Source organism: Nocardioides sp., from assembly GCF_030655615.1.
In the GTDB taxonomy this organism is placed as follows: Bacteria; Actinomycetota; Actinomycetes; order Propionibacteriales; family Nocardioidaceae; genus Nocardioides.
This window is the reverse complement of sequence record NZ_JAURVJ010000173.1, coordinates 1-22469: the sequence shown is the minus strand read 5'-3', so window position 1 is coordinate 22469 and position 22469 is coordinate 1. Positions and strand designations below refer to the sequence as shown.

The 22469-nt window shown below is 70.3% G+C and carries 20 protein-coding genes; 8 read left to right on the top strand and 12 right to left on the bottom strand.

Features of this window, described 5'->3' with window-relative positions; translation table 11 throughout:
* Positions 1–40 precede the first annotated feature (40 nt).
* Positions 41–745, top strand: a complete 705-nt coding sequence (locus Q7T52_RS14330; protein ID WP_304803615.1) for an SGNH/GDSL hydrolase family protein — start codon at positions 41–43, stop codon at positions 743–745.
* A gap of 63 nt (positions 746–808) precedes the next feature.
* Positions 809–2818, top strand: coding sequence for an ATP-dependent DNA helicase (locus Q7T52_RS14325; protein WP_304803613.1), 2010 nt, complete (start codon positions 809–811; stop codon positions 2816–2818).
* 98 nt (positions 2819–2916) lie between these two features.
* Here the strand turns inward: Q7T52_RS14325 and Q7T52_RS14320 are convergent, their stop codons facing one another.
* From Q7T52_RS14320 to lexA, 4 genes are all read right to left on the bottom strand, one after another.
* The gene (locus tag Q7T52_RS14320; RefSeq protein WP_304803611.1) at positions 2917–4545 is read right to left on the bottom strand and encodes an MXAN_6640 family putative metalloprotease; all 1629 of its coding nucleotides are present in this window, start codon (positions 4543–4545) and stop codon (positions 2917–2919) included.
* A gap of 99 nt (positions 4546–4644) precedes the next feature.
* The gene (locus Q7T52_RS14315) at positions 4645–5973 is read right to left on the bottom strand and encodes an alkaline phosphatase family protein (RefSeq protein WP_304803610.1); all 1329 of its coding nucleotides are present in this window, start codon (positions 5971–5973) and stop codon (positions 4645–4647) included.
* The gene (locus Q7T52_RS14310) at positions 5973–7673 is read right to left on the bottom strand and encodes an alkaline phosphatase (protein ID WP_304803609.1); all 1701 of its coding nucleotides are present in this window, start codon (positions 7671–7673) and stop codon (positions 5973–5975) included. Before Q7T52_RS14310 ends, Q7T52_RS14315 begins: the two co-directional genes overlap by 1 nt.
* Before the next feature lie 156 nt (positions 7674–7829).
* On the bottom strand, positions 7830–8573 hold the full coding sequence (gene lexA / locus Q7T52_RS14305; protein ID WP_304803607.1) for a transcriptional repressor LexA: 744 nt from the start codon (positions 8571–8573) through the stop codon (positions 7830–7832).
* 85 nt (positions 8574–8658) lie between these two features.
* Between lexA and Q7T52_RS14300 the strand changes: the two genes are divergently transcribed.
* Both Q7T52_RS14300 and Q7T52_RS14295 read left to right on the top strand, forming a co-directional pair.
* Positions 8659–9456 (top strand): SDR family oxidoreductase, encoded by a 798-nt coding sequence (locus Q7T52_RS14300; RefSeq protein WP_304803605.1) that lies wholly within the window; start codon positions 8659–8661, stop codon positions 9454–9456.
* A gap of 137 nt (positions 9457–9593) precedes the next feature.
* Positions 9594–9902: a hypothetical protein gene (locus tag Q7T52_RS14295; RefSeq protein WP_304803603.1), complete on the top strand. Its 309-nt coding sequence runs from the start codon at positions 9594–9596 to the stop codon at positions 9900–9902.
* Positions 9903–10028: 126 nt separating this feature from the next.
* Here Q7T52_RS14295 and Q7T52_RS14290 read toward each other — a convergent pair whose 3' ends face one another.
* From Q7T52_RS14290 to Q7T52_RS14280, 3 genes are all read right to left on the bottom strand, one after another.
* Positions 10029–10559 carry a hypothetical protein gene (locus Q7T52_RS14290; RefSeq protein WP_304803601.1) on the bottom strand — a complete coding sequence of 177 codons (531 nt, stop codon included), beginning with the start codon at positions 10557–10559 and terminating at the stop codon, positions 10029–10031.
* Between the two features lie 103 nt (positions 10560–10662).
* Entirely contained in the window at positions 10663–10989 is a 327-nt protein-coding gene (locus Q7T52_RS14285) for a hypothetical protein (protein WP_304803600.1), read from the bottom strand.
* 66 nt (positions 10990–11055) lie between these two features.
* Entirely contained in the window at positions 11056–12360 is a 1305-nt protein-coding gene (locus Q7T52_RS14280; RefSeq protein ID WP_304803598.1) for a NupC/NupG family nucleoside CNT transporter, read from the bottom strand.
* A 387-nt stretch (positions 12361–12747) separates the two neighbouring features.
* Here Q7T52_RS14280 and nrdR point away from each other — a divergent pair, with 387 nt between their 5' ends.
* The 3 genes from nrdR to Q7T52_RS14265 all read left to right on the top strand — a co-directional run bounded on the left by nrdR (position 12748) and on the right by Q7T52_RS14265 (position 17372).
* On the top strand, positions 12748–13221 hold the full coding sequence (nrdR, locus tag Q7T52_RS14275; protein WP_304803596.1) for a transcriptional regulator NrdR: 474 nt from the start codon (positions 12748–12750) through the stop codon (positions 13219–13221).
* Between the two features lie 162 nt (positions 13222–13383).
* The gene (locus tag Q7T52_RS14270) at positions 13384–16314 is read left to right on the top strand and encodes a vitamin B12-dependent ribonucleotide reductase (protein ID WP_304803594.1); all 2931 of its coding nucleotides are present in this window, start codon (positions 13384–13386) and stop codon (positions 16312–16314) included.
* A gap of 125 nt (positions 16315–16439) precedes the next feature.
* Positions 16440–17372, top strand: coding sequence for a nuclease-related domain-containing protein (locus Q7T52_RS14265; RefSeq protein WP_304803592.1), 933 nt, complete (start codon positions 16440–16442; stop codon positions 17370–17372).
* Positions 17373–17445: 73 nt separating this feature from the next.
* Here Q7T52_RS14265 and Q7T52_RS14260 read toward each other — a convergent pair whose 3' ends face one another.
* The 5 genes from Q7T52_RS14260 to Q7T52_RS14245 all read right to left on the bottom strand — a co-directional run bounded on the left by Q7T52_RS14260 (position 17446) and on the right by Q7T52_RS14245 (position 21712).
* Positions 17446–20550: a DUF3427 domain-containing protein gene (locus Q7T52_RS14260; RefSeq protein ID WP_304803590.1), complete on the bottom strand. Its 3105-nt coding sequence runs from the start codon at positions 20548–20550 to the stop codon at positions 17446–17448.
* Positions 20551–20606: 56 nt separating this feature from the next.
* Positions 20607–20930 (bottom strand): type II toxin-antitoxin system VapC family toxin, encoded by a 324-nt coding sequence (locus tag Q7T52_RS20670; RefSeq protein ID WP_370692327.1) that lies wholly within the window; start codon positions 20928–20930, stop codon positions 20607–20609.
* Between the two features lie 70 nt (positions 20931–21000).
* A complete protein-coding gene (locus Q7T52_RS14255; protein WP_304803588.1) occupies positions 21001–21228 on the bottom strand; it encodes a hypothetical protein in 228 nt (75 codons plus the stop codon).
* 44 nt (positions 21229–21272) lie between these two features.
* A complete protein-coding gene (locus Q7T52_RS14250) occupies positions 21273–21461 on the bottom strand; it encodes a hypothetical protein (RefSeq protein ID WP_304803587.1) in 189 nt (62 codons plus the stop codon).
* The gene (locus Q7T52_RS14245; protein ID WP_304803585.1) at positions 21458–21712 is read right to left on the bottom strand and encodes a hypothetical protein; all 255 of its coding nucleotides are present in this window, start codon (positions 21710–21712) and stop codon (positions 21458–21460) included. The genes Q7T52_RS14250 and Q7T52_RS14245 overlap by 4 nt, the downstream gene beginning before the upstream one ends.
* A 119-nt stretch (positions 21713–21831) precedes the next feature.
* On the opposite strand from Q7T52_RS14245, the gene Q7T52_RS14240 reads away from it, so the two are divergent.
* A complete protein-coding gene (locus Q7T52_RS14240; RefSeq protein ID WP_304803583.1) occupies positions 21832–22455 on the top strand; it encodes a hypothetical protein in 624 nt (207 codons plus the stop codon).
* Positions 22456–22469 lie beyond the last annotated feature (14 nt).

The following is a 22469-nucleotide window of genomic DNA, read 5'->3' as shown; positions in this document are numbered from 1 at the left end:
TTCTCCTGCGCGATCGGCCGCGCCGCACCACACTCCTCGGGTGGAACTCGGCACCGCGCTCACCCGCCGCAGGCTCGTGGCGTCGCTCGTCGTCCTGGCGATCGCGCTCGGTCTGACCGTCTTCGCCGTCGCGCGGGCGACCGGCGGCGCGCCGGTCGACGAGGTATCCGCCCGGTGCCAACGGGCCGCTGAGCGGGCTGAGGAGCGCCGCAGCCTCGACACCGGCACCGGCCCAGCGGTCGTCGTGATCGGCGACTCCTACTCCGTCGGCGCGGGAGTCGACCTGCTGCAGTCGTGGCCCACCCGGCTCCCGGGCCGGGTGCATGTCGACGGCTTCTCGGGCTCCGGGTTCAGCGCCACCGCGAGCCCCTGCGGCGCCGTCTCGTACGCCGACCGCGCGGCCCGGGCGGTCGCCGGCCGTCCCGGGGCGCTCGTCGTGGTCGAGGGCGGCCTCAACGACCATGCCCAGAACGACTACGACATCCAGCGTGGGTTCGTCCGGCTGATGCAGGTGCTCGCCGGGCACCCGGTCCTGGTCGTCGGTCCGCCGCCGGCGCCCTCCCGCGCGGCCGAGGTGCCCCGCGTCGACGCGGCGCTCGCACGGATGGCGACCGGGTTCGGGGCGTCGTACCTCTCCCTGGCGCAGGTCGACCTCGACTACCTCGACGACGACCTGCACCCGACCGTGCGCGGGCAGCGCAAGCTCGGCAGGCTGGTGGCGGCCGAGGTCGCGCGGTTGCTGTAGCACTTTCCACAGGCTCCGCCGGGCGTCCCACGCGTTGTCGGTGGTCGTCGTTAGGGTGCTCTGGTGCCCGAGACCCCAGCCGTCGACCCTGCTGTCGACCCTGCCGTCCGGGAGGTGCTGACGCGTGCCGTGACGGCGCTGGGCGGCAGCGAGCGCGAGGGCCAGGTCGCGATGGCCGAGGCCGTCTCCGAGGCGCTGTCGTCCGAGCGGCACCTCCTGGTGCAGGCCGGCACCGGCACCGGCAAGTCGCTGGCCTACCTCGTGCCAGCGCTCGTCCACGACCAGCGGGTCGTGGTCGCCACCGCCACGCTCGCGCTGCAGCACCAGCTCGTCGAGCGCGACCTGCCGCGGCTGATCGAGGCCGTCAAGGACGTCGAGGGCCTCGACACGTCCTACGCCGTCCTCAAGGGCCGCTCCAACTACGCCTGCCTGCACCGCATCCGTGAGGGCGTGCCCGACGACCAGGGCGTCCTGGTCGACGTGCCCCAGGGGTCGATGGCGGGTAAGGTGCTCGAGCTGCGCTCGTGGGCCGAGAAGGAGGCTGAGGGCAAGGGGTCGGGCGAGCGGGACAACGCGCCGCGCCACACCGACCGCGAGTGGCGCCAGGTCAGCGTCGGCCACCGCGACTGCCTGGGCGCCTCGAAGTGCCCGTTCGGCCAGGAGTGCTTCGTCGAGCTCGCCCGCGAGAAGGCCCAGCGCTCCCACCTGATCGTGACCAACCACTCGCTGCTCGCGATCGATGCGATCGAGGGCATCCCGATGATCCCCGACTACGACGTCGCGATCATCGACGAGGGCCACGAGCTCGTGGCGCGCGTGACCCAGGCCGCGACCGACGAGCTCTCGCCCCCCGACGTCGAGCGTGCGGCCCGCCGGTCCCAGCGCCACGTCGACGGCGCCGAGGCCGACGACCTCGCCGACGCCGCCGACGCGCTGCGCGACGCCATGGCCGAGTCGTCCCCGGGCCGCTTCGACACGGTGCCGCAGCAGCTCGCCGACGCCCTGGTCCTGGTCCGCGACGCCGCGCGCGCCTGTCTCTCGGCCTACCCCAAGCCCGACCCGTCGGCCCAGGACGGCGACCCCGGTCTCCAGCAGGCCAAGGGCACGGTGCAGGACGTGTTCGTCAACGCCGACCGGATGGCCGCCGGCTCCACCGCCGACGTCCTCTGGCTCTCCGAGGGCGGTGACCGCGTCCCACCTCGGCTCCACGTCGCGCCCCTGCAGGTGTGGGGCACGATGCGCGACAAGCTGCTCACCGACAAGACCGTCGTGATGACGTCGGCGACCCTGATGCTCGGGGGCGACTTCGACGCCGTCGCCACCAGCGTGGGCCTCAAGCCCGCCGAGCGCGACCGCGGCGCGGCCTCCGAGCGCACCGACACCGTCCTGCCCTGGACCGGGCTCGACGTCGGCTCGCCGTTCGACTACGGCAAGCAGTCCATCCTCTACATCGCCCGCCACCTCCCGCCGCCGGGCCGCGACGGGCTGGTCAAGGCCCAGCTCGACGAGATCGTCGAGCTGGTCGACGCCGCAGAGGGCCGCACCCTTGGGCTGTTCTCGAGCCGGCGCGCCGCCGAGGCCGCCGCCGAGGAGGTCCGCACCCGGCTGCCCCACCTGACCACCCTGGCCCAGGGCGAGGCCCAGCTCCCCGAGCTCGCTGCCCAGTTCGTCGGCGACCCCCACACCTGCCTGTTCGGCACGCTCAGCCTCTGGCAGGGCCTCGACGTGCCTGGCGACACCTGCCAGCTCGTCCTCATCGACCGCATCCCGTTCCCCCGGCCCGACGACCCGCTGATGAGCGCGCGCCAGAAGGCCGCCGACCAGGCCGGCGGCAACGGCTTCATGCAGGTCGCCGCGACCCACGCCGCGCTCCTGCTCGCCCAGGGCGCGGGTCGCCTCATCCGCACCACCTCCGACCGCGGCGTCGTCGCCGTCCTCGACCCGCGGCTGGCGACCGCCCGCTACGGCAGCTTCCTCAAGGCGAGCCTGCCGCCGATGTGGGCGACCACCGACCCCCAGGTCGTGCGCAAGGCGCTGGCGCGGCTGGCGGCGACCGCGACCCCTGTCGGCTGAGCGGACCCGGCACCCGCCGCCAGCGGACGTACGCCCCGGTCGCGGGAGCGACCGGGGCGTACGACGTGGGGCTGGGTCGAGCTGGGCCGACCGAGGGGTCAGCGCACGGCGAACGCGGTGAACTTCATCGGCACCTTCTGGTCCAGCGCCTTGCCCTGGCACGAGTAGGCACCCTGGGTGAAGCACTTGAACCGGCCGCTGCCGTTGACGAGGGTGACCTCGACCCACGCGATCTTGCTGGAGCTGAACGGGATCCGCTTGACGGCGTCGCCCTGGCGGTTGAGCCGGACCTTGCTCGTCCGGACCTTGCCGGCCTTGGCGGCACTGGTGATGAGCACCGACGATCCGCGGACCTTGGGGGCAAGGTCGAAGGTGAGCTTGAGCTTCCAGTTGCCCGCCGTGAGGCTCTTGGGCGTCAGGCGACCGGTGGCGGTCGTGAGGTGGTTGAGCCTGATGTTGGCCCGAGCGCCCTTGCGGGCCGTGATCTTGAGGCTGCCCGCAAGAGGGGCGACCGGGTAGTGGTTGGCCTTGCCCTCGCTGTAGCGCTGGGCCGGGCGACGGTTGGCCACGGCGTAGGCGCCGAGCATGGCGGCCCCGGTGGTGCGCTTCTTCTTCAGCACGGTGTTGATCGCCTGCCAGGAGTACTGGTCGGGCTTGCCCTTGGCGCCGTCGGCCTTGAGGAAGATGTCGAGCACCAGGCGGGGGAGCTTGCCCTTCCTGGTGCGGTACTTCTCGGTGAGGAACCGGAAGAACGACCAGGTGCCGTAGTGGAACCCGTTGTTGCCGAAGGTGTCGAGCGAGGTGTCGGGCCTGCGGAGCTGGCTGCTGGCGAGGTACTGGAGGTTGTCGTCAACCGCGTCGAACATCTCGTCCTCGACCCACGCGGCGGTGGCCTCGAGGAGCCAGGAGTCCTCGTAGCGGTCGTAGGCGTACTGCGTGGCGTGGAAGTACTCGTGGGCGACCGTGACCTGGAGGTTCTCGACCGGGGTGTTGGTCGGGAACTCGTCGGAGGAGTAGTCGTTGTCGAGCGCGCAGTAGGCCCAGCGGTCATAGCTGTTGGGCGTCGGGTCGGGCTCGGGCTGGTCGGAGGTGCAGTAGCCGTAGAGGCCGTCGGGGCCGAGCTCGCCGAGGTAGACGTCGATCTTGCCGCCCGCGCCGCCGAGGTTGCCGTCGGGCTTGGGCTCGCGGTAGCCCGCGGCGATGTAGTCGTTGTGCACACCGGTGAGGACGGCCAGGGTCAGCTCGACGTAGTCGGGCACGCCGCTGGAGTTGGCGTCGGCGGGGTTGACCGCGTCGACGCTGGTGGACACGTAGTGGACGCAGATGTCAGCGGAGCACACGGGGGTGGCCTCGGGGACCGTGTAGCTGAGGGTGCCGTCACCCCCGGTCGCAGTGGGCCGCTTGAGGATGGCCTCGGCCGCAGCCCGGTCGGCGCCGGTGAGCGAGGTCCGGGTGTTGGCGACCTCGCGCAGGGCCATCGTCAGGTCGCCCTTCTGGCGGCCCTCGGCGATCGCGCGGGCGGTGGTGACGGCCGACATCGCGCGCTTCTCGGCGCGCGAGGCGGCGGCGGCCTTGCCGCCGGAGGCGTCGCCGCGGGCCACGGTGGCCCCGGTGGCGCCGGCGGCACCGGCCGTCGGGGCGGCGTAGGCCGCCATCATGGTGGTCGTCAGCGCTGCGGTCGCGAGCAGCGCGACGGCGGCCCGGACGCGGGCGGGGCGGTGGGGCATCGTTGCTCCGATACGGAGTGGGGAGTGGACGGCGCTCACCGTAACCCGCCCCGCCGACATCGCGCCTGGCCCGGTGTGACTATTGCCGGGATCCGGTGGCTAGATCCGCGCGCGGCCGTCGTACCCGCCCTTTGGCGCGCCGGTGAGCCCGAAGAACCTCCCGACGGTGGGAGCCACGTCGATCGTCTGGGCGACCAGCGACGACGCGGCGTAGTGCTGCAGGCGCGGGTGGCCACCGTTGATGAAGAACGGGATCGGCCGGGTCGCCGGGTGCCCGTGGTTGCCGGGGATCGGGTTGCTGGTCACCGGGTCGGGGTCGCTGAAGCGCCAGCCGGACCGGCAGAACGCGACGACCTCACCCGCCTGCGGGCCGAGCCGCAGGGACTTGTGGCGTCGGTCGAAGACCGAGAGCACGCCGGTCTCGGCGCGCGCGATCCGCACCATCCGGCGTACGGCGTCCTCCTTCTGGGCCGAGGGACCGGTCCAGTAGAGGAGGTCGGCGCCGCCGTTGTCGGCGATCTGGACCCGGCCGCGCAGCACCGGGTCCTCGTCGAGCGGGCCGGCCAGGCTGACGACCCGGTTGGTGGTCGACCAGTCCATCGAGTGGTCGGCCAGGACGACGAGCATCGAGTGCTTCCAGGTGCCGCGCGACTTGAGCAGGTCGACGAAGCGCTGGACGTAGAGGTCGGTCTTGGCCAGCGCGAGGCGGCGCAGGGCCTTGACGCCGAGGGGCCCGGTGACGTCGGCGTGGCCGAAGCGGTCGATGTCGCCGAGGTTGACGAACATCAGGTGCGGGTCGACGTCCTCGACCATCGCCATCGCGGCGTTGATGGTGAACTCGTCGGGCGCGTGGCCGGTGATCGGCAGCACGGGGAACGGCTCCCAGCGCGCGGTCGCGCGGGTGCCGAAGACGCCGTAGAGGTACTCCTTGCTGAGCACCGTTCCGGTGCGCAGCCCGCGCCGGTTGAGCCGCTCGATGATGGTGTCGGCCCTGAGGTCGCTGGACCGGTCGAGGTCGCGGACGGCCCCGAGCTTGCGGTCGAAGACCGAGTTGGCCGGGACGCCGGAGCGGTCGGGCCGGACCCCGGTCATCATCATCACGTGGTTGGGGATCGTCTCCATGATCGGCATCGACTGCGCCTTGGCGAAGCGCTTGCCGCCGAACATCAGGTCGGCGAGGTGGGGCGCCTGGCCGCCGCTGATCTCCTCGGGCGTGCACCCGTCGAAGACCAGGACGTAGACCCGCTTCCTGGTCCGCGCCAACGGGGCTGCGTCGGCGGCGCCCGCCCCGGCCGCGAGCGCGGCGGTCGAGAAGGCCAGGCCGCCGCCGGCCTTGAGGAGGGTACGACGCCCCGTGGTCAGCTCGGCCTGCCCGACGTCGTAGGGCGTGGGCTCGCCCGGCGCGTGCCGGTCGCCGCAGCCGCACATCAGCTCTGCCCCGGCTTCTGGGTGTGCAGCGGGCGGTCGGTCTCCTTGACCCGGCCGCTGGCCGCGACCGAGACGAACGAGCGGCTGTAGCGGATCGGGGTGTTCTTGTCGGCGCGGTCGCCGATCACGAACCAGTCCATCTGGGCCCTCTTGGCGTTGAGGTCGAGCACGGAGAACCCGTGGTCGTCGAAGTTGAGGTACTTGATGTGGCGGTTGTTGGCGAGGATCGCCGCCTCGACGACCGCGCTCGTGGTGTGGGCCGGGGTGCCGGTGATGTCCTTGAGGTTGTTGGACGTCACCGACGTGCAGACGAACTCGACGGCGCCGGTGCCGCCCAGCGGGTAGTTGCCGACGTCGTAGGGGACCTCGGCCGCCCACCCGGAGTGGATGTCACCGGTGACGAACAGCGCGTTCTGGACGTGGCGGTCCTTGATGAACCGCAGCACCTCCTTGCGGTCGGCGGTGTAGCCGTCCCACTGGTCGACGTTGTAGGGGAAGCCGTCCTCGGGCAGGAGGCCGGTGACGTCGTTGATCGGCCCGAGCAGGTCGGCCGGCACCTGGACGAACGAGACGGGGGTGATCATCACCGGGTTGCCGATGACCTTCCAGAACGGCTTCGGGCGCGCGAGCGACTCCTTGAGCCAGCGCATCTGCGCGGCGCCGGTGATGGTGCGGTCGGGGTCGCTCACCTCGGCCTCGATCGCCGGGACCGGGGTGGGGGCGAGGGTGACGACCTGCTTCGAGCGGTAGGTGCGCAGGTCGAGCATGCTGATCTCGGCGAGCCGGCCGAACGTCAGTCGACGGTAGAGGCGGTCGCCGTCTCGCAGCCCGGCGGTGTCGTTCATCCGCACCGGCATCCACTCGTCGTAGGCACGGTGGGAGCGGGCCCGGCGCCGCAGGTAGTCGCCCTCGCCGGGCTGGTGGTTCTCGGCGCCGGTGGCGTACTGGTCGTTGGTGACCTCGTGGTCGTCCCAGGTGATCACCCACGGGAACTTGGCGTGGGCGTCCTGCAGGTCGGGGTCGGTCTTGTACTGCGCGTGCCGGCGCCGGTAGTCCGACAGCGAGACCATCTCGTGCCTCGGGTCGTGGGTGCGGATGTCGACGTCGCCGCTGCCGTAGCCGTAGCCTCCCGCGCCGTACTCGTAGAGGTAGTCGCCGAGGTGGAGGACGGCGTGCAGGTCGTTGCGCGCGGCCAAGCCGCGGTAGGCCGCGAAGTAGCCGGCCTGCCAGTTGGTGCACGACACGACGCCGAAGCGCAGGTTGGTGGGGGTGGCGTCGGCGGCGGGAGCGGTGCGGGTGCGGCCGGTACGGCTGTGGGTGCCTCGGAAGCCGAAGCGGTAGTAGTACCAGGTCGCGGGCTTGAGCCCGGTCACGTCGAGCTTGACCGTGTGGTCGCGGCTCGGGCCGGTGACGAAGGCGCCGCGGCGCAGCACACGGCGGAAGTCCTTGCGGGTCGAGACCTCCCAGGTCACCGTGACCCGCGGTCCCTTCCCGGAGCCGGGCCGGCTGGCGGCCGTCGGGGTGACCCGGGTCCAGAGGAGGACCGTCGTCGGCAGCGGGTCACCGGAGGCGATGCCGTGCTGGAAGTAGCGGGTGCCGGCGCGCTGGGCGGCCGTCGCGAGGGCGGCCGTCGAGGGGGCGGCGGTCGAGGGGGCGGGGAGGGCGGTCAGGGCCGCGCCGGCGGAGCCGGTCGCGAGCACGGTACGTCGCCGTACCCCGGTGGGTTTCGTCGTCACAGGTCGTTCAACGACGAGACCGCCGCCGGGTGATGCCCGGCGGCGGTCTCGATGCCGAGCGTTCACCCGGCGTATGCCTGCGGGCCTGCCCTGAGGTGCGAGCCTGCGAGCCTCGAAGGGTCAGACCTTGCGGAGCACCGCGGTGACGACGCCGAGGATCGTGGCGTGGGTGCCGTCGATCGGGTCGAAGGCGGGGTTGTGGGGGAGCAGCCAGACCTTGCCGTCCTTGCGCTGCAGGGTCTTGACCGTCGCCTCGCCGTCGATCATGGCGGCGACGATCTCGCCGTTGTCGGCCGTCTGCTCCTGGCGGATGACGACGAAGTCGCCGTCGCAGATCGCGGCGTCGATCATCGACTCGCCGGTCACCTCGAGCATGAAGAGCTGGCCGTCGCCCACGAGCTGCTTGGGCAGCGGGAAGACGTCGTTGTAGGTCTCCTCGGCCAGGATCGGGCCACCGGCCGCGATGCGCCCGAGCAGCGGCACGTTGACCGCGGGGACGGCGACGTCGCCGATGCCGGTCTCGTCGAACGACGTCTCGTCGGAGCTGGCGAGGGAGCGGCGCGCGGCCATCACCTCGGGGAGGAACACCTCGAGCGCACGCGGCCGGTTGGGGTCGCGCTTGAGGAAGCCCTTCTGCTCGAGCGTCCGCAGCTGGTGGGCCACGCTCGAGGTGCTGGTGAGGCCGACGGCCTCGCCGATCTCACGCATGCTCGGCGGGTAGCCGCGCAGCTCGATGCTGTCCTTGATGTGGGCCAGCACGCGCAGCTGGCGTGGGGTCAGGCCGGTGGCGTCGGCCGGGCCGTCGGGCAGCTCGGAGACGTTGCTGTCGCGTTTGGTGCGGGGCTTGGCAGGCGTGTCTGGCATGGGCTCAGGGTCCCACCGACGACCGGCGATTTCAAACAGGTGTTCGAACGGCGTGTCGCGTGGTCCGGCCTGGGACTCTTGGCCCATGGTCACCGCCTCCTCGCCCACCTCCGCCGTCGTCACCGGGGCCGCCCGCGGCATCGGGCGGGCGGTCGCCGAGCGGCTCGTCGCCGCCGGTCACCGCGTCGTCGTCACCGACGTCGACGCCGGGGCGGTCGCCACGACGGCCGCCGAGATCGGGGCGACCGGGATCGCCCAGGACGTCCGCGACCCGGCCTCCCACCGGACGGTCGCCGAGGCGGCGAGCGGGCTCGCGCCGCTGGGGGTGTGGGTCAACAACGCCGGCGTCGGCTGGGACGGCGACCTGGTCGCCCTCTCCGACGAGCAGGTCCGCGGGCTCGTCGAGATCAACCTGCTCGGCGTGCTGTGGGGGATGCGGGCCGCGCTCGACGCGTTCGCCACGGGCTCGGGGGCCGGGTCGCTGGTCAACGTCGCCTCGCTGTCCGGCCTCGGTCCCGTGCCGGGGCTGTCGACGTACGCCGCCACCAAGGCCGCGGTCGTCTCGGTGACGACCTCCGTCGCCATCGAGGCGCCGGCCGGGGTCGACGTGCACGCGGTGCTGCCCGACGGGGTGGCGACGGCGATGGTCGACGCCATGTCCGACGGCACCGGCAAGCGCCTCGTGAGCTCCGGCGGGCGGCTGCTCACGACCGACGAGGTCGCCGACGCCGTGCTCGGGCTGGTGGGGTCGCGCCGGGTGCTGCGGACCATCCCGGCCTGGCGCGGGGGAGCGATGCGGGCCTCCACCCTGGCGCCGTCGCTGGCGGGTGCCGGCATCGCGCTGTTCGAGAAGCAGGGGCGCCGGGCGCTGCGGAGGCGTTAGAACAAATGTTCGCCTGAGGGCTTGCGTGCGTTCGAACACCTGATCTAGAGTCGCTCAGGTGTTCGAACTGATCTGAACTGTCGGTGGCCACCACTAGACATCAGGTCGAGAGCGCACCACTTCCCCAGGAGGCACCCATGAACACCACGACCATGACCCACGTTCCCGACTACCGGCTGACCCGCCGTGGACGTCTGGTGGTGTTCGTGCTGGCCTTCACCACGCTGATCGCGATGGCGGTCCTCCTCGCCGACGGCTCAGTTGCCACCAACGAGGCCGGGGCCACCGAGACGGTCGTCGTCGAGCCCGGCCAGACCCTCTGGGAGATCGCCTCCGACGTGTCCGAGGGCCGCGACGTGCGCGACATGATGAACCACCTCGTCGACCTCAACAGCCTCGACTCCGTCGTCCTCGGCGCCGGCCAGAGCCTCGAGGTCCCGGCCTGACGGCCCCTAGCTTCGCCCGCCGACTCGACCCCGGCGGGCGAACCCCCAGAGTGCTGTCGGGTGCGGAGTCGAGGGAAGACGACTCCCGCACCCGACAGCCTCTGCAGGTGAGAGGCGCCGGAGCGCTCAGCCGAGCAACGACCCCAGGTCGGTGAGGTCCTTCGGATCCCCGCCTGCCGCCTCGATCGCAACCACGGCCAGGGCGACGCACAGCCCGACGACCACGAGCACGACCAGCGCCATCACGGCGTAGTCGCGCCACGGCGTACGCCCGGTCTGCAGCTGCACGTGGGCGCGGTGCCGGGCGCGGGCCACCCGGGCAGCGCCGTCGGGGGAGCCGGCCTTGACGGTGTCGGTCCAGCCGCAGGCGCAGGCGGCGTAGCGCGACCAGCGCTTGCCGTGCGGGCTGGCGGCGCTGAGCGAGCGCGGGTGCTTGTAGCGCGCGTGCGCCCGCGGTCGGAAGAACGCCGACGGCGTCTGCTTGGGGTGGGCCTCGAGGAGGTGCTCGACGCGCTCGCGCGCGGCCTCGGCGAGGGCGACCGGCTCGCGGGTGGCCTCGGCGTTGCCGTACCAGCCGCAGCTGCAGGCGCAGACGGCATGGAAGCGGGTGGCGGAGGCGCTCGCCTCCGTCACGCGGACGTCGTACTTCGTGGCCACGGGTCCACCTCGGTCTCGCAGGGCGACCTCAGGTTAGGAGTCCGCGGCGTCGCGCGCCACGAAAACGCCCAAACCCGTGAGCCGGCCCGTCGCCCGGGTCGTGTCAGCGAGCCGCGCGACGCCCGCCCGGCTCGTCGGGAGCCGCGCTCGGCGCGTCGGAGGTAGGCGCCCGCGTGACGCCGAGCGCGCGGCCGATCCGCGCGACCAGGACCAGGGCCAGGAACAGGCACAGCACGGCACCGACGGCGGCGATGGCGAGGAACCACCAGGCGGTCTCGTCGCCGTCTCGGGCACTGGTGCCGAAGTCGATGGCGGCGAGGACGAGGTAGCCCCAGGCGACCACGGCGGCGGTCACGCCGAGCGCGAGCCCGAGCAGGATCGGGCGGAACCGTCGCTTCGGCCGCGCTCCGGCTCGCTTCCCCTGTGCCACCCGCCCATTGTCACCGACGTCCCCAGCGACGTCGGCGCGCCGAGCGGGAGGGGGCGCGAGGAGGAGTCAGAGTGAGATGACGACGCCGGCGATCGCGGCGTTGGCAAGGTTGGCGAGGCTGCCCGCGAGCAGGGCCAGCAGGCCGAGCCTGGCCACCTCCGCCCGGCGCTCGGGGACCAGCGACCCCAGCGCGCCGATCTGGATGGCGATGGAGGAGAAGTTGGCGAACCCGGCCAACGCGAACGTCACCACCGCGACCGTCACCGGCGAGAGGTCGCCGACCTGCGGGCCGAAGTCGGCGTAGGCGACGAACTCGTTGAGCACGGTCTTCTGCCCGATCCACGAGCCGGCGTCGGTCGCCTCCGACCACGGCACGCCGAGCAGCCAGGCCAGGGGTGCGAAGGCCCGCCCGAGCAGCAGCTCGAACGTGAGGTCGTCGGCGCCGAACCAGCCGCCGACCGCCCCGAGGATGCCGTTGGCGAGCGCGATCACGGCCACGAAGGCGATGAGCAGCGCTCCCACCGTGACCGCGATCCGGCCGCCGGCCATCGCGCCGCGGCCGAGGGCGTCGATGACGTTGGCGGACTCCTCGTCGCGCACGTCCCGCACGTCGATCTCATCGGCGTCGGCTGTCCGTGCGGTCGGGGTGTCGGTCGGGGTGCCGGCCGGGGTGTCGGTCGGGGTGTCGGCGCCGTCGGGCCACATCAGCTTGGCCATCAGCAGCGAGGCCGGGGCGTTCATCACGGTCGCCGCCAGGAGGTACTCCAGGGGCGCGCCCAACAGGGAGTAGCCGACCAGCGTCGACCCGGCGGCGGCCGCGAAGCCGGCGGTCATCACGGTGAAGAGCTGGGAGCGGCGCAACCGGGCGAGGTAGCCCTGGATCATCAGCGGCGCCTCGCTCATGCCGAGGAAGACGACCGTGCCGGCGTAGAGGGCCTCGACCCGGCCCACGCCCAGCACCTTCGAGAGGGCACCGCCGACGAGGTAGGTCGTCCACTGGATCACGCGCAGGTAGTAGAGGAGGCCGATGAGGGCGCCGAGGAACACGATCACCGGCAGCACCTGAAGGGCGAAGATCGTCTCGTTCTCCTCGCCGACCTCGAGCAGCGGCCCGAACACGAACGCCGTGCCCTCGTTGGCGTAGCCGATCAGCGACTCGACGCGGTCGGACACCCAGCCGAGGCCGCGCTCACCGGGGCCCCAGCGCAGCACGAGCAGCGCGAAGCCGACCTGGAGGCCGAGGGCGACCCCGACGGTCCGCCACGAGACGAGGCGTCTGCCCTTCGACAGTCCCCAGGCCACGAGCAGCAGGAGCACCAGGCCGAGGGCGCCGCGCAGGTCGGTGACCGAGGCGAGGAGGGGAGCCGGCACGGGTCGACGCTAGGCCGGGCCTCCCGGCCTCGGCAACCCCTCGTGCGGGGGACCCGGGCGGCCCCGACACGCCGTCGCCCGGGTGGTCCGGACCAGGTCGTCGGGGCGTCGTACAGGCCCCTGACCTGCGGCTTTGCCTCACCGGCGGTCCGCGCGGCAAACAACCTCGATCAATTGTGCCGATCGGGTTGCGCACCCGTCCGCGGGCCGCGTACTGTCACCACAACATCTAGTACTTACAACGATGTAGTTATCCACATCTAGTCCACATCCAGATGCGGAAGACCCACAGCCACGCGGATGTTCTCCCCAGGAGAAGCTGCGTTATCCACAGGCCCTCACGGGTCCTACGAGCACGCCCGAGACGACCCAGGAGAGGAGATCATCGTGCACTGCCCCTACTGCCGCGGCACCGACACGAAGGTCCTCGACTCCCGCGTCGCCGACGACGGCGGCTCGATCCGCCGCCGCCGCTCGTGCCTGTCGTGCGAGAAGCGGTTCACCACCGTCGAGCTGATGCAGCTGACCGTGCTCAAGCGCTCCGGCGCGACCGAGCCCTTCACCCGCGACAAGGCCGTCGCCGGCGTCCGCAAGGCCTGCAAGGGCCGCCCGGTCACCGACGCCCAGCTCGCCTGCCTCGGCCAGGACGTCGAGGACGCGCTGCGCCTCACCGGTGCCGCCGAGGTGCCCGCCCACGAGGTCGGGCTGGCCATCCTCGGCCCGCTCCGGGCCCTCGACGAGGTCGCCTACCTCAGGTTCGCCAGCGTCTACCGCGCCTTCGAGTCGGCCGACGACTTCATCAAGGAGATCGCGTCCATGCACGCCGACGCCCTCCCACCCCTCGCTCAGCCCACGGGCTGACCACAGACCGCCCGGTAGGCAGTGGGGAAGCTGCCTGCCGGGCGTACCACCTCACCCCCCACACCCCGGGACGACGCCGACCCCCTCAGGACTGTCGGTGGTCCCCGCAACACTGACAACCGTCACCCCCTCCCCGTTCGGGAATCCTCAAGGAGACAGCACATGACCGAGACCGTCAGCGCCAAGACCACGGCCAGCGATGGGGCCGCGACCGGCAAGGGCCTGACCCTCGAGCGTGTCTTCAGCACCCCGGGCATCCATCCCTACGACGAGCTCACCTGGGAGCGTCGCGACGTCGTCCAGACCAACTGGAAGACCGGCGCCACCGTCTTCGAGCAGCGCGGGGTCGAATACCCCGACAGCTGGTCGGTCAACGCCTCGACCATCGTGACCACCAAGTACTTCCGCGGCGCCGTCGGCACCGACGCCCGCGAGTGGAGCCTCAAGCAGCTCATCGACCGGATCGTCGTCACCTACACCAAGGCCGGCGTCGACCACGGCTACTTCGCGACCCCCGGCGACGCCGAGGTCTTCGAGCACGAGCTGACCTGGCTCCTGGTCAACCAGTACTTCTCCTTCAACAGCCCGGTCTGGTTCAACGTCGGCACCCAGAGCCCGCAGCAGGTCTCGGCCTGCTTCATCCTCTCGGTCGACGACTCGATGGACTCGATCCTCAACTGGTACAAGGAGGAGGGTTTCATCTTCAAGGGCGGCTCCGGCGCCGGCCTCAACCTCTCCCGCATCCGTTCGTCCAAGGAGCTGCTCTCCAGCGGCGGCACGGCGTCCGGTCCGGTCTCGTTCATGCGCGGCGCTGACGCCTCGGCCGGCACCATCAAGTCCGGTGGCGCCACGCGTCGCGCGGCCAAGATGGTCGTCCTCGACGTCGACCACCCCGACATCGTCGAGTTCGTCGAGACCAAGGCCAAGGAGGAGGACAAGATCCGCGCCCTCCGTGACGCCGGCTTCGACATGGACCTCGGCGGTGTCGACATCACCTCGGTGCAATACCAGAACGCCAACAACTCGGTCCGCGTCAGTGACGAGTTCATGCGCGCCGTCGAGGACGGCACCGACTTCGCGCTCCGCGGCCGCAAGAACGGCGAGGAGATCGAGCGCGTCGACGCCCGCGAGCTCTTCACCAAGATCAGCCAGGCCGCGTGGGCCTGCGCCGACCCCGGCCTGCAGTACGACGACACCATCAACGACTGGCACACCAACCCCGAGACGGGCCGCATCACCGCGTCCAACCCCTGCTCGGAGTACATGTCGCTCGACAACTCCTCGTGCAACCTGGCGTCGCTCAACCTGCTCAAGTTCCTCAAGGACGACGACACCTTCGACGCCCCGCTGTTCGCCAAGGCGGTGGAGTTCATCATCACCGCGATGGATATCTCGATCTGCTTCGCCGACTTCCCGACCGAGCCGATCGGCGAGACCACCCGCAACTACCGCCAGCTCGGCATCGGCTACGCCAACCTCGGCGCGCTGCTCATGGCGATGGGCCTGGGCTACGACTCCGACGGCGGCCGCGCGATGGCCGCGACCATCACCTCGCTGATGACCGGCCAGTCCTACAAGCGCTCGGCCGAGCTCGCCTCGATCGTCGGCCCCTACGCCGGCTACGCCCGCAACGCCGAGGCCCACCAGCGCGTGATGCGCAAGCACCAGGCGGCCAACGACACGATCCGCACCCTCGCCATCTCCGACAGCGCCGTCCACAAGGTCGCCACCCAGGCCTGGGCCGATGTCGTCGAGCTCGGCAAGACCCACGGCTACCGCAACGCGCAGGCCTCGGTGCTCGCGCCCACCGGCACCATCGGCTTCATGATGGACTGCGACACCACGGGCATCGAGCCCGACTTCTCGCTGGTCAAGTTCAAGAAGCTCGTCGGCGGCGGCTCGATGCAGATCGTCAACCAGACCATCCCGCGTGCGCTGCGCAAGATGGGCTACCAGCCCGAGCAGGTCGAGGCGATCGTCGCCTTCATCGCCGACAACGGCCACGTCATCGACGCCCCCGGCCTGCGCCAGGAGCACTACGACGTCTTCGACACCGCGATGGGCGCCCGCTCGCTCAAGCCCATGGGCCACGTCCGGATGATGGCCGCCTGCCAGCCGTTCCTGTCCGGGGCCATCTCCAAGACGGTCAACCTGCCCGAGACCGCCACGGTCGAGGAGATCGAGGACGTCTACCTGCAGTCCTGGAAGCTCGGCCTCAAGGCGACGGCCGTCTACCGCGACAACTGCAAGGTCGGCCAGCCGCTCTCCGACGGCAAGGGCGACAACAAGGGCAAGGACTCCAACGCCACGGGTGCCGCCGCCGAGGCCGAGGTCGTCGAGAAGGTCATCGAGAAGGTCGTCTACGCCCCGACCCGCAAGCGTCTGCCCAAGTCGCGCGCCTCGCGCACCACGTCGTTCACCGTCGGCGGTGCCGAGGGCTACATGACCTCCGGCGCCCACGACGACGGCCAGCTCGGCGAGGTCTTCCTCAAGCTCGGCAAGCAGGGCTCCACCCTGGCCGGCGTGATGGACGCCTTCTCGATCGCGGTGTCCATCGGCCTGCAGTACGGCGTCCCGCTCGAGACCTACGTCTCGAAGTTCACCAACCTGAGCTTCGAGCCCGCCGGCCTCACCGACGACCCCGACGTCCGGATGGCCCAGTCCCTCATGGACTACGTCTTCCGCCGGCTCGCCCTCGACTACCTCGACTTCGACGCCCGCTCGATGCTCGGCATCTACTCCGCCGACGAGCGCCGCCGCCACCTCGAGACCGGGTCCTACGACCTGCCCGCCGAGGAGACCGGTAACGCCTCCGAGCTCATCGAGTCCGGCGTCGAGCTCTCGCCGGTGGCGTCCACTCCTGCCGCCGAGACCCCCGAGGCCGTCGTGGAGACCAAGAGCACCGAGGGCTCCAACACCCGCGCCGTCCCCGCCGAGCGGGCCACCAGCGCCCACACCAGCGCCGAGCTCCTCGAGCAGCTCACCGGCACCGCCGTCGACTCGCCCCTCTGCATGACCTGCGGCACCAAGATGCGCCCCGCCGGCTCCTGCTACGTGTGCGAGGGCTGCGGCTCCACCAGCGGCTGCAGCTGACCTCCGGCGTCGGAGCGCCCGACGCCAGACAACGCGGTAGATCGGATCAACTCTGTTGATCCGATCTACCGCGTTGTTGTTTCTGGACACTGAAGTCGAGGCGCGGCGCCGCCGATGATGACGGCATGGACAGCAGCACCGTGCAGGTCACGAGGTGGAAGCGCTACGGCAAGGACCGGCTCTACGTCGCGGCCGACGAGGCCCAGATCGGCTACTGGGACCTCGTCACCGACGAGGCCCATGCGGAGACCCCCGAGCACCTGCCCACCCTCGTCGAGGCGGTCGAGGACTGGCGAGCCAGCCACACCGGCCAGATCACGGCAGCCGAGCCGATTGCCGTCGTCCCGAACTTGGTCCCGGCCGCCGACCCGCCCCAGCCGCGGGCCACCGTCCCGTCGCGGGTCGTGACGCCTGACGTGCCGTCGACCCACCGCCCCTGGCTCGACCTCACGACCAACCGCCCGGGCGCCGAAGCACGCGAGCAGGCCCTGGCCGCCCGCGAGGCCGCGCCTGTGAAGACGCTGCTCGCCCGCGCCCTGCGCGTCCACACCGAAGAGCGTGCCTGGCGCATCGGGGCCGACGGCGAGGAGCTGGTTGCGGCCCAGCTCGTCAAGGCCGCCAAGAAGGACCCCCGCTGGCGATTCATCCACGCCATCCCCGTGGGCAACCGCGGCTCCGACATCGACCACCTCGTCATCGGGCCCGGCGGCATCTTCACCGTCAACACCAAGCACCACCCCCAAGCGAAGATCTGGGTCGGCGGCACCACGTTCATGGTCGACGGCCACAAGCAGCCCTACATCCGCAACAGCCGCTACGAGGCAGCCCGTGCCGCCAGGCTGCTGACGGCGGCATGCGGCTTCCCGGTGCACGTCGAGGGACTCATCGTCACCGTCAACGCCCAGGACGTCGTCGTCAAGAAGGCTCCGGACGGCGTCCACGTCACGCCGCGGATGCAGGTCGCGAAGTGGCTCCTCCGGCACGGCGACCTCCTGAGCGTCGACACGGTCGATGCCATCCACGACGTCGCTCGCCGCTCGACGACCTGGCAGCCGTAGAGCGAGAAGGTGGTGGACCTCCTCCGCACGCTGAGGTGGGGAGTGTCCGATCGCGGTGAGTCGGTCGGTTCTTCTAGAGAGCCACGACGCTTGCGGCGTTGTAGAAGTCGGACGGGAGAGCGTGCTCGAGCTTCCAGGTCAGGGCGATGGGCTTCTCACCCTGGTGAGATACGTACGTCATCGGGCCGGCAAAGAGGTAGGACGACGTGCCGAATTCGTCCTTCTGCTCCTGGCGGACGAAGAGCAACACCGTGCTCGAACCAGTGAGATAGCGCTGGCCGGTCCTCGAGGCCTGCGAGGTGACGGACTGCGACTCCCAGTGAAACAGCTCCGGGCTGATCGGGTAGTCGCGGTACATCGTCGTCGGCGAGTAGTCGGCCTGGGACTTCTTCAAGGTCACGAAGAATGCATCAACGTTGACATCGGGTGCGTAGAGGACGCCTTCCCTGAAGGAGTTCGGCTTGCGAGCCAGGGATGCGTATCCCAGGGCAGCAAGCACTTCTTCACGCTGGTAGCGCGCGTGCACGCGCAACGGGACCTGGGCCAACGACCCCGTGAGCTCGAGCGCTTGGTGCCGACCAGCTTCAAAGGACAGATCGACCACGCTGCGAAGCTCAGCACGTGCGGCATGCTGGCCTCGCAGGGCGGCGAGGCCGTCGTCGTACGAGTCGTAGCCACCCCCGTCAGGCCAGATCGAGAAAAAGAGCATCTGGGCGAGGCGCTGTTCGACGGAGCTCAGCTCCGCGTAGGACGGCGCACTGTCGTCGAGCAACGCGTCGTAGGCCAGCGCCCGTAGGCGATCGTCGACATGGGCGAACGCGCGTACTCGCTTCAGGAGCTTGTCCTCACCCGGCGTTGCAGCGGACGACGGCAGTCCGGCCTCACGACGCAAGCGGGTCCACGATCCGCGACGCAGGATGTCGGAGAGTTCGAGCCCGGACTCGTCGAGGAACGGGCCGAGGTCGAGGTCGCCGCAGGACCGGAGCTCGGCGACGATCTGATTCCAACGACTGCCGACCTGCGCTCGGATGTTGGCCAGCACGATCTCCTGTGCCTGCTTCTCCATCATGATCTGACACCCCGCGGGCAGAAACGGGAATCCCCGCTCGATGTCGCGTTCGAGCCCTCGTCGCGTCTGACCGGTGAGGGCTCGGAGCTTGAGGTCGAAGCGGAACTCCTTGCGGTGGAAACCGATGAAGTCGAGGACCGTCAGGACGGCTTTGTCCCGTGTGCGGCGCAAGCCGCGCCCCAGCTGTTGGAGGAAGACGGTGGCGCTCTCCGTGGGACGCAGGAAGAGGACAGTGTCGATCTCGGGGATGTCGAGGCCTTCATTGAACAGGTCTGCTGCGAAGAGGGCGTTCACCTTCCGGGACTTGAGGTCGTCGATCGCCGCCTGGCGTTCGACCGCCGGGGTTGCGCCGCTGACGGCTCTCGCGGGAATCCCGGCGTCTGAGAAGACGGTGGCCATGTACTGGGCGTGCGCAACGCTGACGCAGAACCCCAGCGCGCGCATCGAGCCAGGGTCGAGGACCTTGTCCCGGAGCTGTTTCAGGACGATGGCCGCTCGGCCTTGGTTGCCGGTGTAGACGTTGTCGAGCTCACTGTCGTCGTAGCGACCGCGGTTCCAACTGATCTGTCGGAGGTCCGTGCCATCCGCCACGGCGAAGTAGTGGAAGGGGCACAACAGGTCAGCGCCCAGCGCCTCCCAGAGGCGCAACTCGGTGGCGATGCGGCCATCGAAGTAGTCGCGCACGTCGAGTCCGTCGGCACGCTCCGGCGTTGCGGTGAGGCCGAGCAGCTCGTGTGGTGAGAAGTGCTCAAGCAGGGCGCGATAGGTGGGTGCCTGGGCGTGGTGGAACTCGTCGATAACGATGACGTCGAATGCTGTGGGCGAGAGGTCTCCGGCGGCGTTGCTCAGTGACTGCACGCTAGCGAAGACCTGCCGCCACTCCCGCGGTCGCTCGCCACCGACGTACAGCTCTCCGAACGACGCGTCGACCATCACTTCGCGATAGGTGCGTCGCGACTGATCGAGAATCTCGCGCCGGTGGGCTACGAAGAGGAGTGTAGGTCGTCTGCCCCACTCGTCGCACAGATTGCGGTAGTCGAGCGCAGCCAGCACGGTCTTGCCCGTTCCGGTGGCGGCGACCACGAGGTTGCGATGCCGGTCGTGTTCACGACGTTCGGCGTTGATCGCGTCGAGCATCTCTTGCTGGTAGGGGTACGGCCGGACCTCGAGCCCAGACAGAGAGATCGTGACGCGGCTGTCATCGCGGGGTCCGCCCGCCTGGGCCAGGGCGTCGTCGAGGCGGTCGGCATCCCGATCGGGGTCGTAGCCCTCAAAGCTCGGGTCGCTCCAGTAGGTGTCGAACGTCTTCGCGAACTTGTCGAGCAGGTGGGGCGTTCCCACCCGAGAAAGCCGGACGTTCCACTCGACTCCGTCGAGCAGGGCCGCTCGGGAGAGGTTGGACGAGCCGACGTAAGCCGTGTCGAAGTGGGTGTGGCGCCGAAACATCCAGGCCTTGGCGTGTAGCCGGGTGCGCGCGTTGTCGTAGTGGATCTTCACGTCCGCGCCGAACTCACGCACCAGACGATCGAGCGCGCGACGCTCAGTAGCGCCCATGTAGGTCGTCGTGATGACGCGAAGACGCACCCCACGCTCGCTCAGGCGCCGAAGCTCGGGTTCGAGCAGCCGGAGGCCGTGCCACTTCACGAAGGCGCAGAGAAGATCGATCTCGTCGGAGGTGTCGATCTCCGTGCGAAGTTCGGCTCCGAGGCCGGGCTCACCGGGTGCGTTGGTGAGGAGCGCCGCGTCCGACAACGGGGTCGACGGTCGTACCTTTCCGTAGGTCGGCGCGCCAACGTCGCGTGCGTCGACACGCATCAGTCGGCGTGACGGCGCGAGCGCGAGGTCCGGCCTGTCGAGTGTCGACATCATGGCGTTGATCAACGACACCCGCTGCTTCGCGTCGCGCTCTTGACGCAGAGCACTCAGCGTCACGTCATAGACGTGACGGGCCAGGACCTCAAGCTCCTCGCTGTCGTCTACCTCGATGATCTCCGTGACGTCCGCGCCGATCTCGTCAAGCGCGTCGAGTGCTTGACGCAGCTCGGCGGTGATCAGTCGCTCATGGAGGCCCCGGCGAGCGACGGGTGATCCTTGGGGGGAGTCAGGCACCCCCGAAGCTGATCACAGGACGTCGACAGAACGCTGGCGACTCGTCGTCTTACGCTTCATGAGTCAGAGCTCTCGTACACCTCCACGACGACACCACGTGCCCGACGTGTCCTGGCGTCACTCGTCACCAGCGGGCAGCCAAGTGCGGCAGCAAGCGCGATGAAGGTCGCGTCGTAGGCGGTGTGGGCGTCCCGACGTCGCCAGACCTCAGTCAGAAAGGGGGTTGCGGGGTAGCGGACCACTGGGAGATCGAGGAAGTCGTCCAGAGCGGCCCTGGCCCGGCGAACGGTGAGGTGCTTGCCCAGAACGAGTCCGCGGAGCGCCGACACGACCTCGGTGTCCGACAGGTGTGGAGCGTGGATACTCGACGCGGTCGTCACCCGGGTCGTCAGCCGCCGCGAGGGTGCGCCGCTGACGAGCAGTGCACGACGGCCGAGGTGTCAAGGACGATCACTGGCCGCGCGCGTCGTCGAGAACCGCGGCGATCGTGGCCGGGTCGACCCGACCACGACGGGCTGCGGCACGGCGCAGGGTGTCGGCGATCGGGGGGCGGGCGGCGTACTCGACGAGGGCCTGGAGGGCGTAGTCGGAGAGGGACATCCCGGCCGATGCCGCGCGTTCGTGGAGCGCTCGGTGAGTCTCGTCGGGAACGTTGCGCACCTGGATCACCTTGGGCACGCCATCGACGTTACACCCAGATTGGGTGTGGGCGCCCGGCCGATTCACGACGCCATCATGGCGGGCGACTCTCCGCCCCACTCGGTCATGAAGTCCATCCACCCGTGCCCGGTGACGAGCATCAGTCCGGACGAGTAGCAGCTACGGAGGTGGTTGGCGTAGCGCCAGCCGTTGAGCCAGGCGTACTCGCCCGCGCCCAGCACGGTCAGGCCGGGGCGGACCACGATGGTCACGGCCCCGTGCGTCGGGGACGGGCCTCAGGGAACGACAGGCTGTCCATCACGTGACGGATCTCCTCACTGAGCGGCTGGTAGCGCTCCTGGACCGCATCGAGACCGAGCAGGACGAGCTGGTCTATCCGTTGCTCGGTCGAGGGATGGGCGACGAGAGCGAGGTAGACGTCGCCGGCACGGAGCGGGACCCGCTCGGCGATCTCGGTGATGAGTGCTTCAGGGTCTCGGAAGTCGTAGGGCTGGAGTTCCATGCCACGAGGGTGCACCGAACGGCGAGGTCGCTGCCGCGGTCATCCACAGGCGCCGTCGACGTGGTGGCGCGGGGAAGTATTCCGGGGTGAGGGTCGTGGCTCCGACCTGAGGAGGAACCGTGGGATACCAGACCGACTTCGTGGGCCACATCGACATCGCCCCACCGCTCAACGACGCCGAGACCGCTTACCTGACGGCGTTCACGCGCACCCGGCACTTCGACCGACCGGAGGGGCCCTACTTCGTGTCGAGCAACCCGTACGCCGAGGCCCGGGACGAGAAGGTGGCCGTCGAGACCTACAACCGTACGGCGGCAGGGCAGCCCGAGCTGTGGTGCCACTGGGTGCCGTGCGGCGACGGCGACTGCCTGACGTACGACGGCATCGAGAAGCCCTACGCGCCCGTGGAGTGGATGCGCTACCTCGTCCAGCACTTCTTCTCCTCCCGAGCTGCCGCACGCCACCGGGGAGACCCGGCCTTCGCCGAGTTCACCTTCGACCACGTGCTCAACGGGACGATCGTCGGGTGTCGGCGCGACACGCGGGAGCTCTTCGCCATCGACGTACGCAACAACCGGGTCAGCAAGCGGGTGCTGCAGGGCGGTGACCCGCCGCCTTGGGCCGGGAAGCGGTTGCCGTACGAGGAGGCGCTCGACCGCAGGCAGGAGCGGGGGGCGCGTCGCAACCGCAACCTGACCGATGCCGGCGGTCAGGTCGTCGACCTGACGGCTCGGCGCGGTTGACGGGACGACGAAAG

Bases quoted from the DNA above. Each gene is read 5' to 3' on its own strand.
- Q7T52_RS14320 (WP_304803611.1), bottom strand. From the start codon at position 4,545: ATGCCCCACCGCCCCGCCCGCGTCCGGGCCGCCGTCGCGCTGCTCGCG.
- Q7T52_RS14300 (WP_304803605.1), top strand. From the start codon at position 8,659: ATGGTCACCGCCTCCTCGCCCACCTCCGCCGTCGTCACCGGGGCCGCC.
- lexA (WP_304803607.1), bottom strand. From the start codon at position 8,573: ATGCCAGACACGCCTGCCAAGCCCCGCACCAAACGCGACAGCAACGTC.
- Q7T52_RS14245 (WP_304803585.1), bottom strand. From the start codon at position 21,712: ATGGAACTCCAGCCCTACGACTTCCGAGACCCTGAAGCACTCATCACC.
- Q7T52_RS14265 (WP_304803592.1), top strand. From the start codon at position 16,440: ATGGACAGCAGCACCGTGCAGGTCACGAGGTGGAAGCGCTACGGCAAG.
- Q7T52_RS14295 (WP_304803603.1), top strand. From the start codon at position 9,594: ATGAACACCACGACCATGACCCACGTTCCCGACTACCGGCTGACCCGC.
- Q7T52_RS14270 (WP_304803594.1), top strand. From the start codon at position 13,384: ATGACCGAGACCGTCAGCGCCAAGACCACGGCCAGCGATGGGGCCGCG.
- Q7T52_RS14315 (WP_304803610.1), bottom strand. From the start codon at position 5,973: ATGTGCGGCTGCGGCGACCGGCACGCGCCGGGCGAGCCCACGCCCTAC.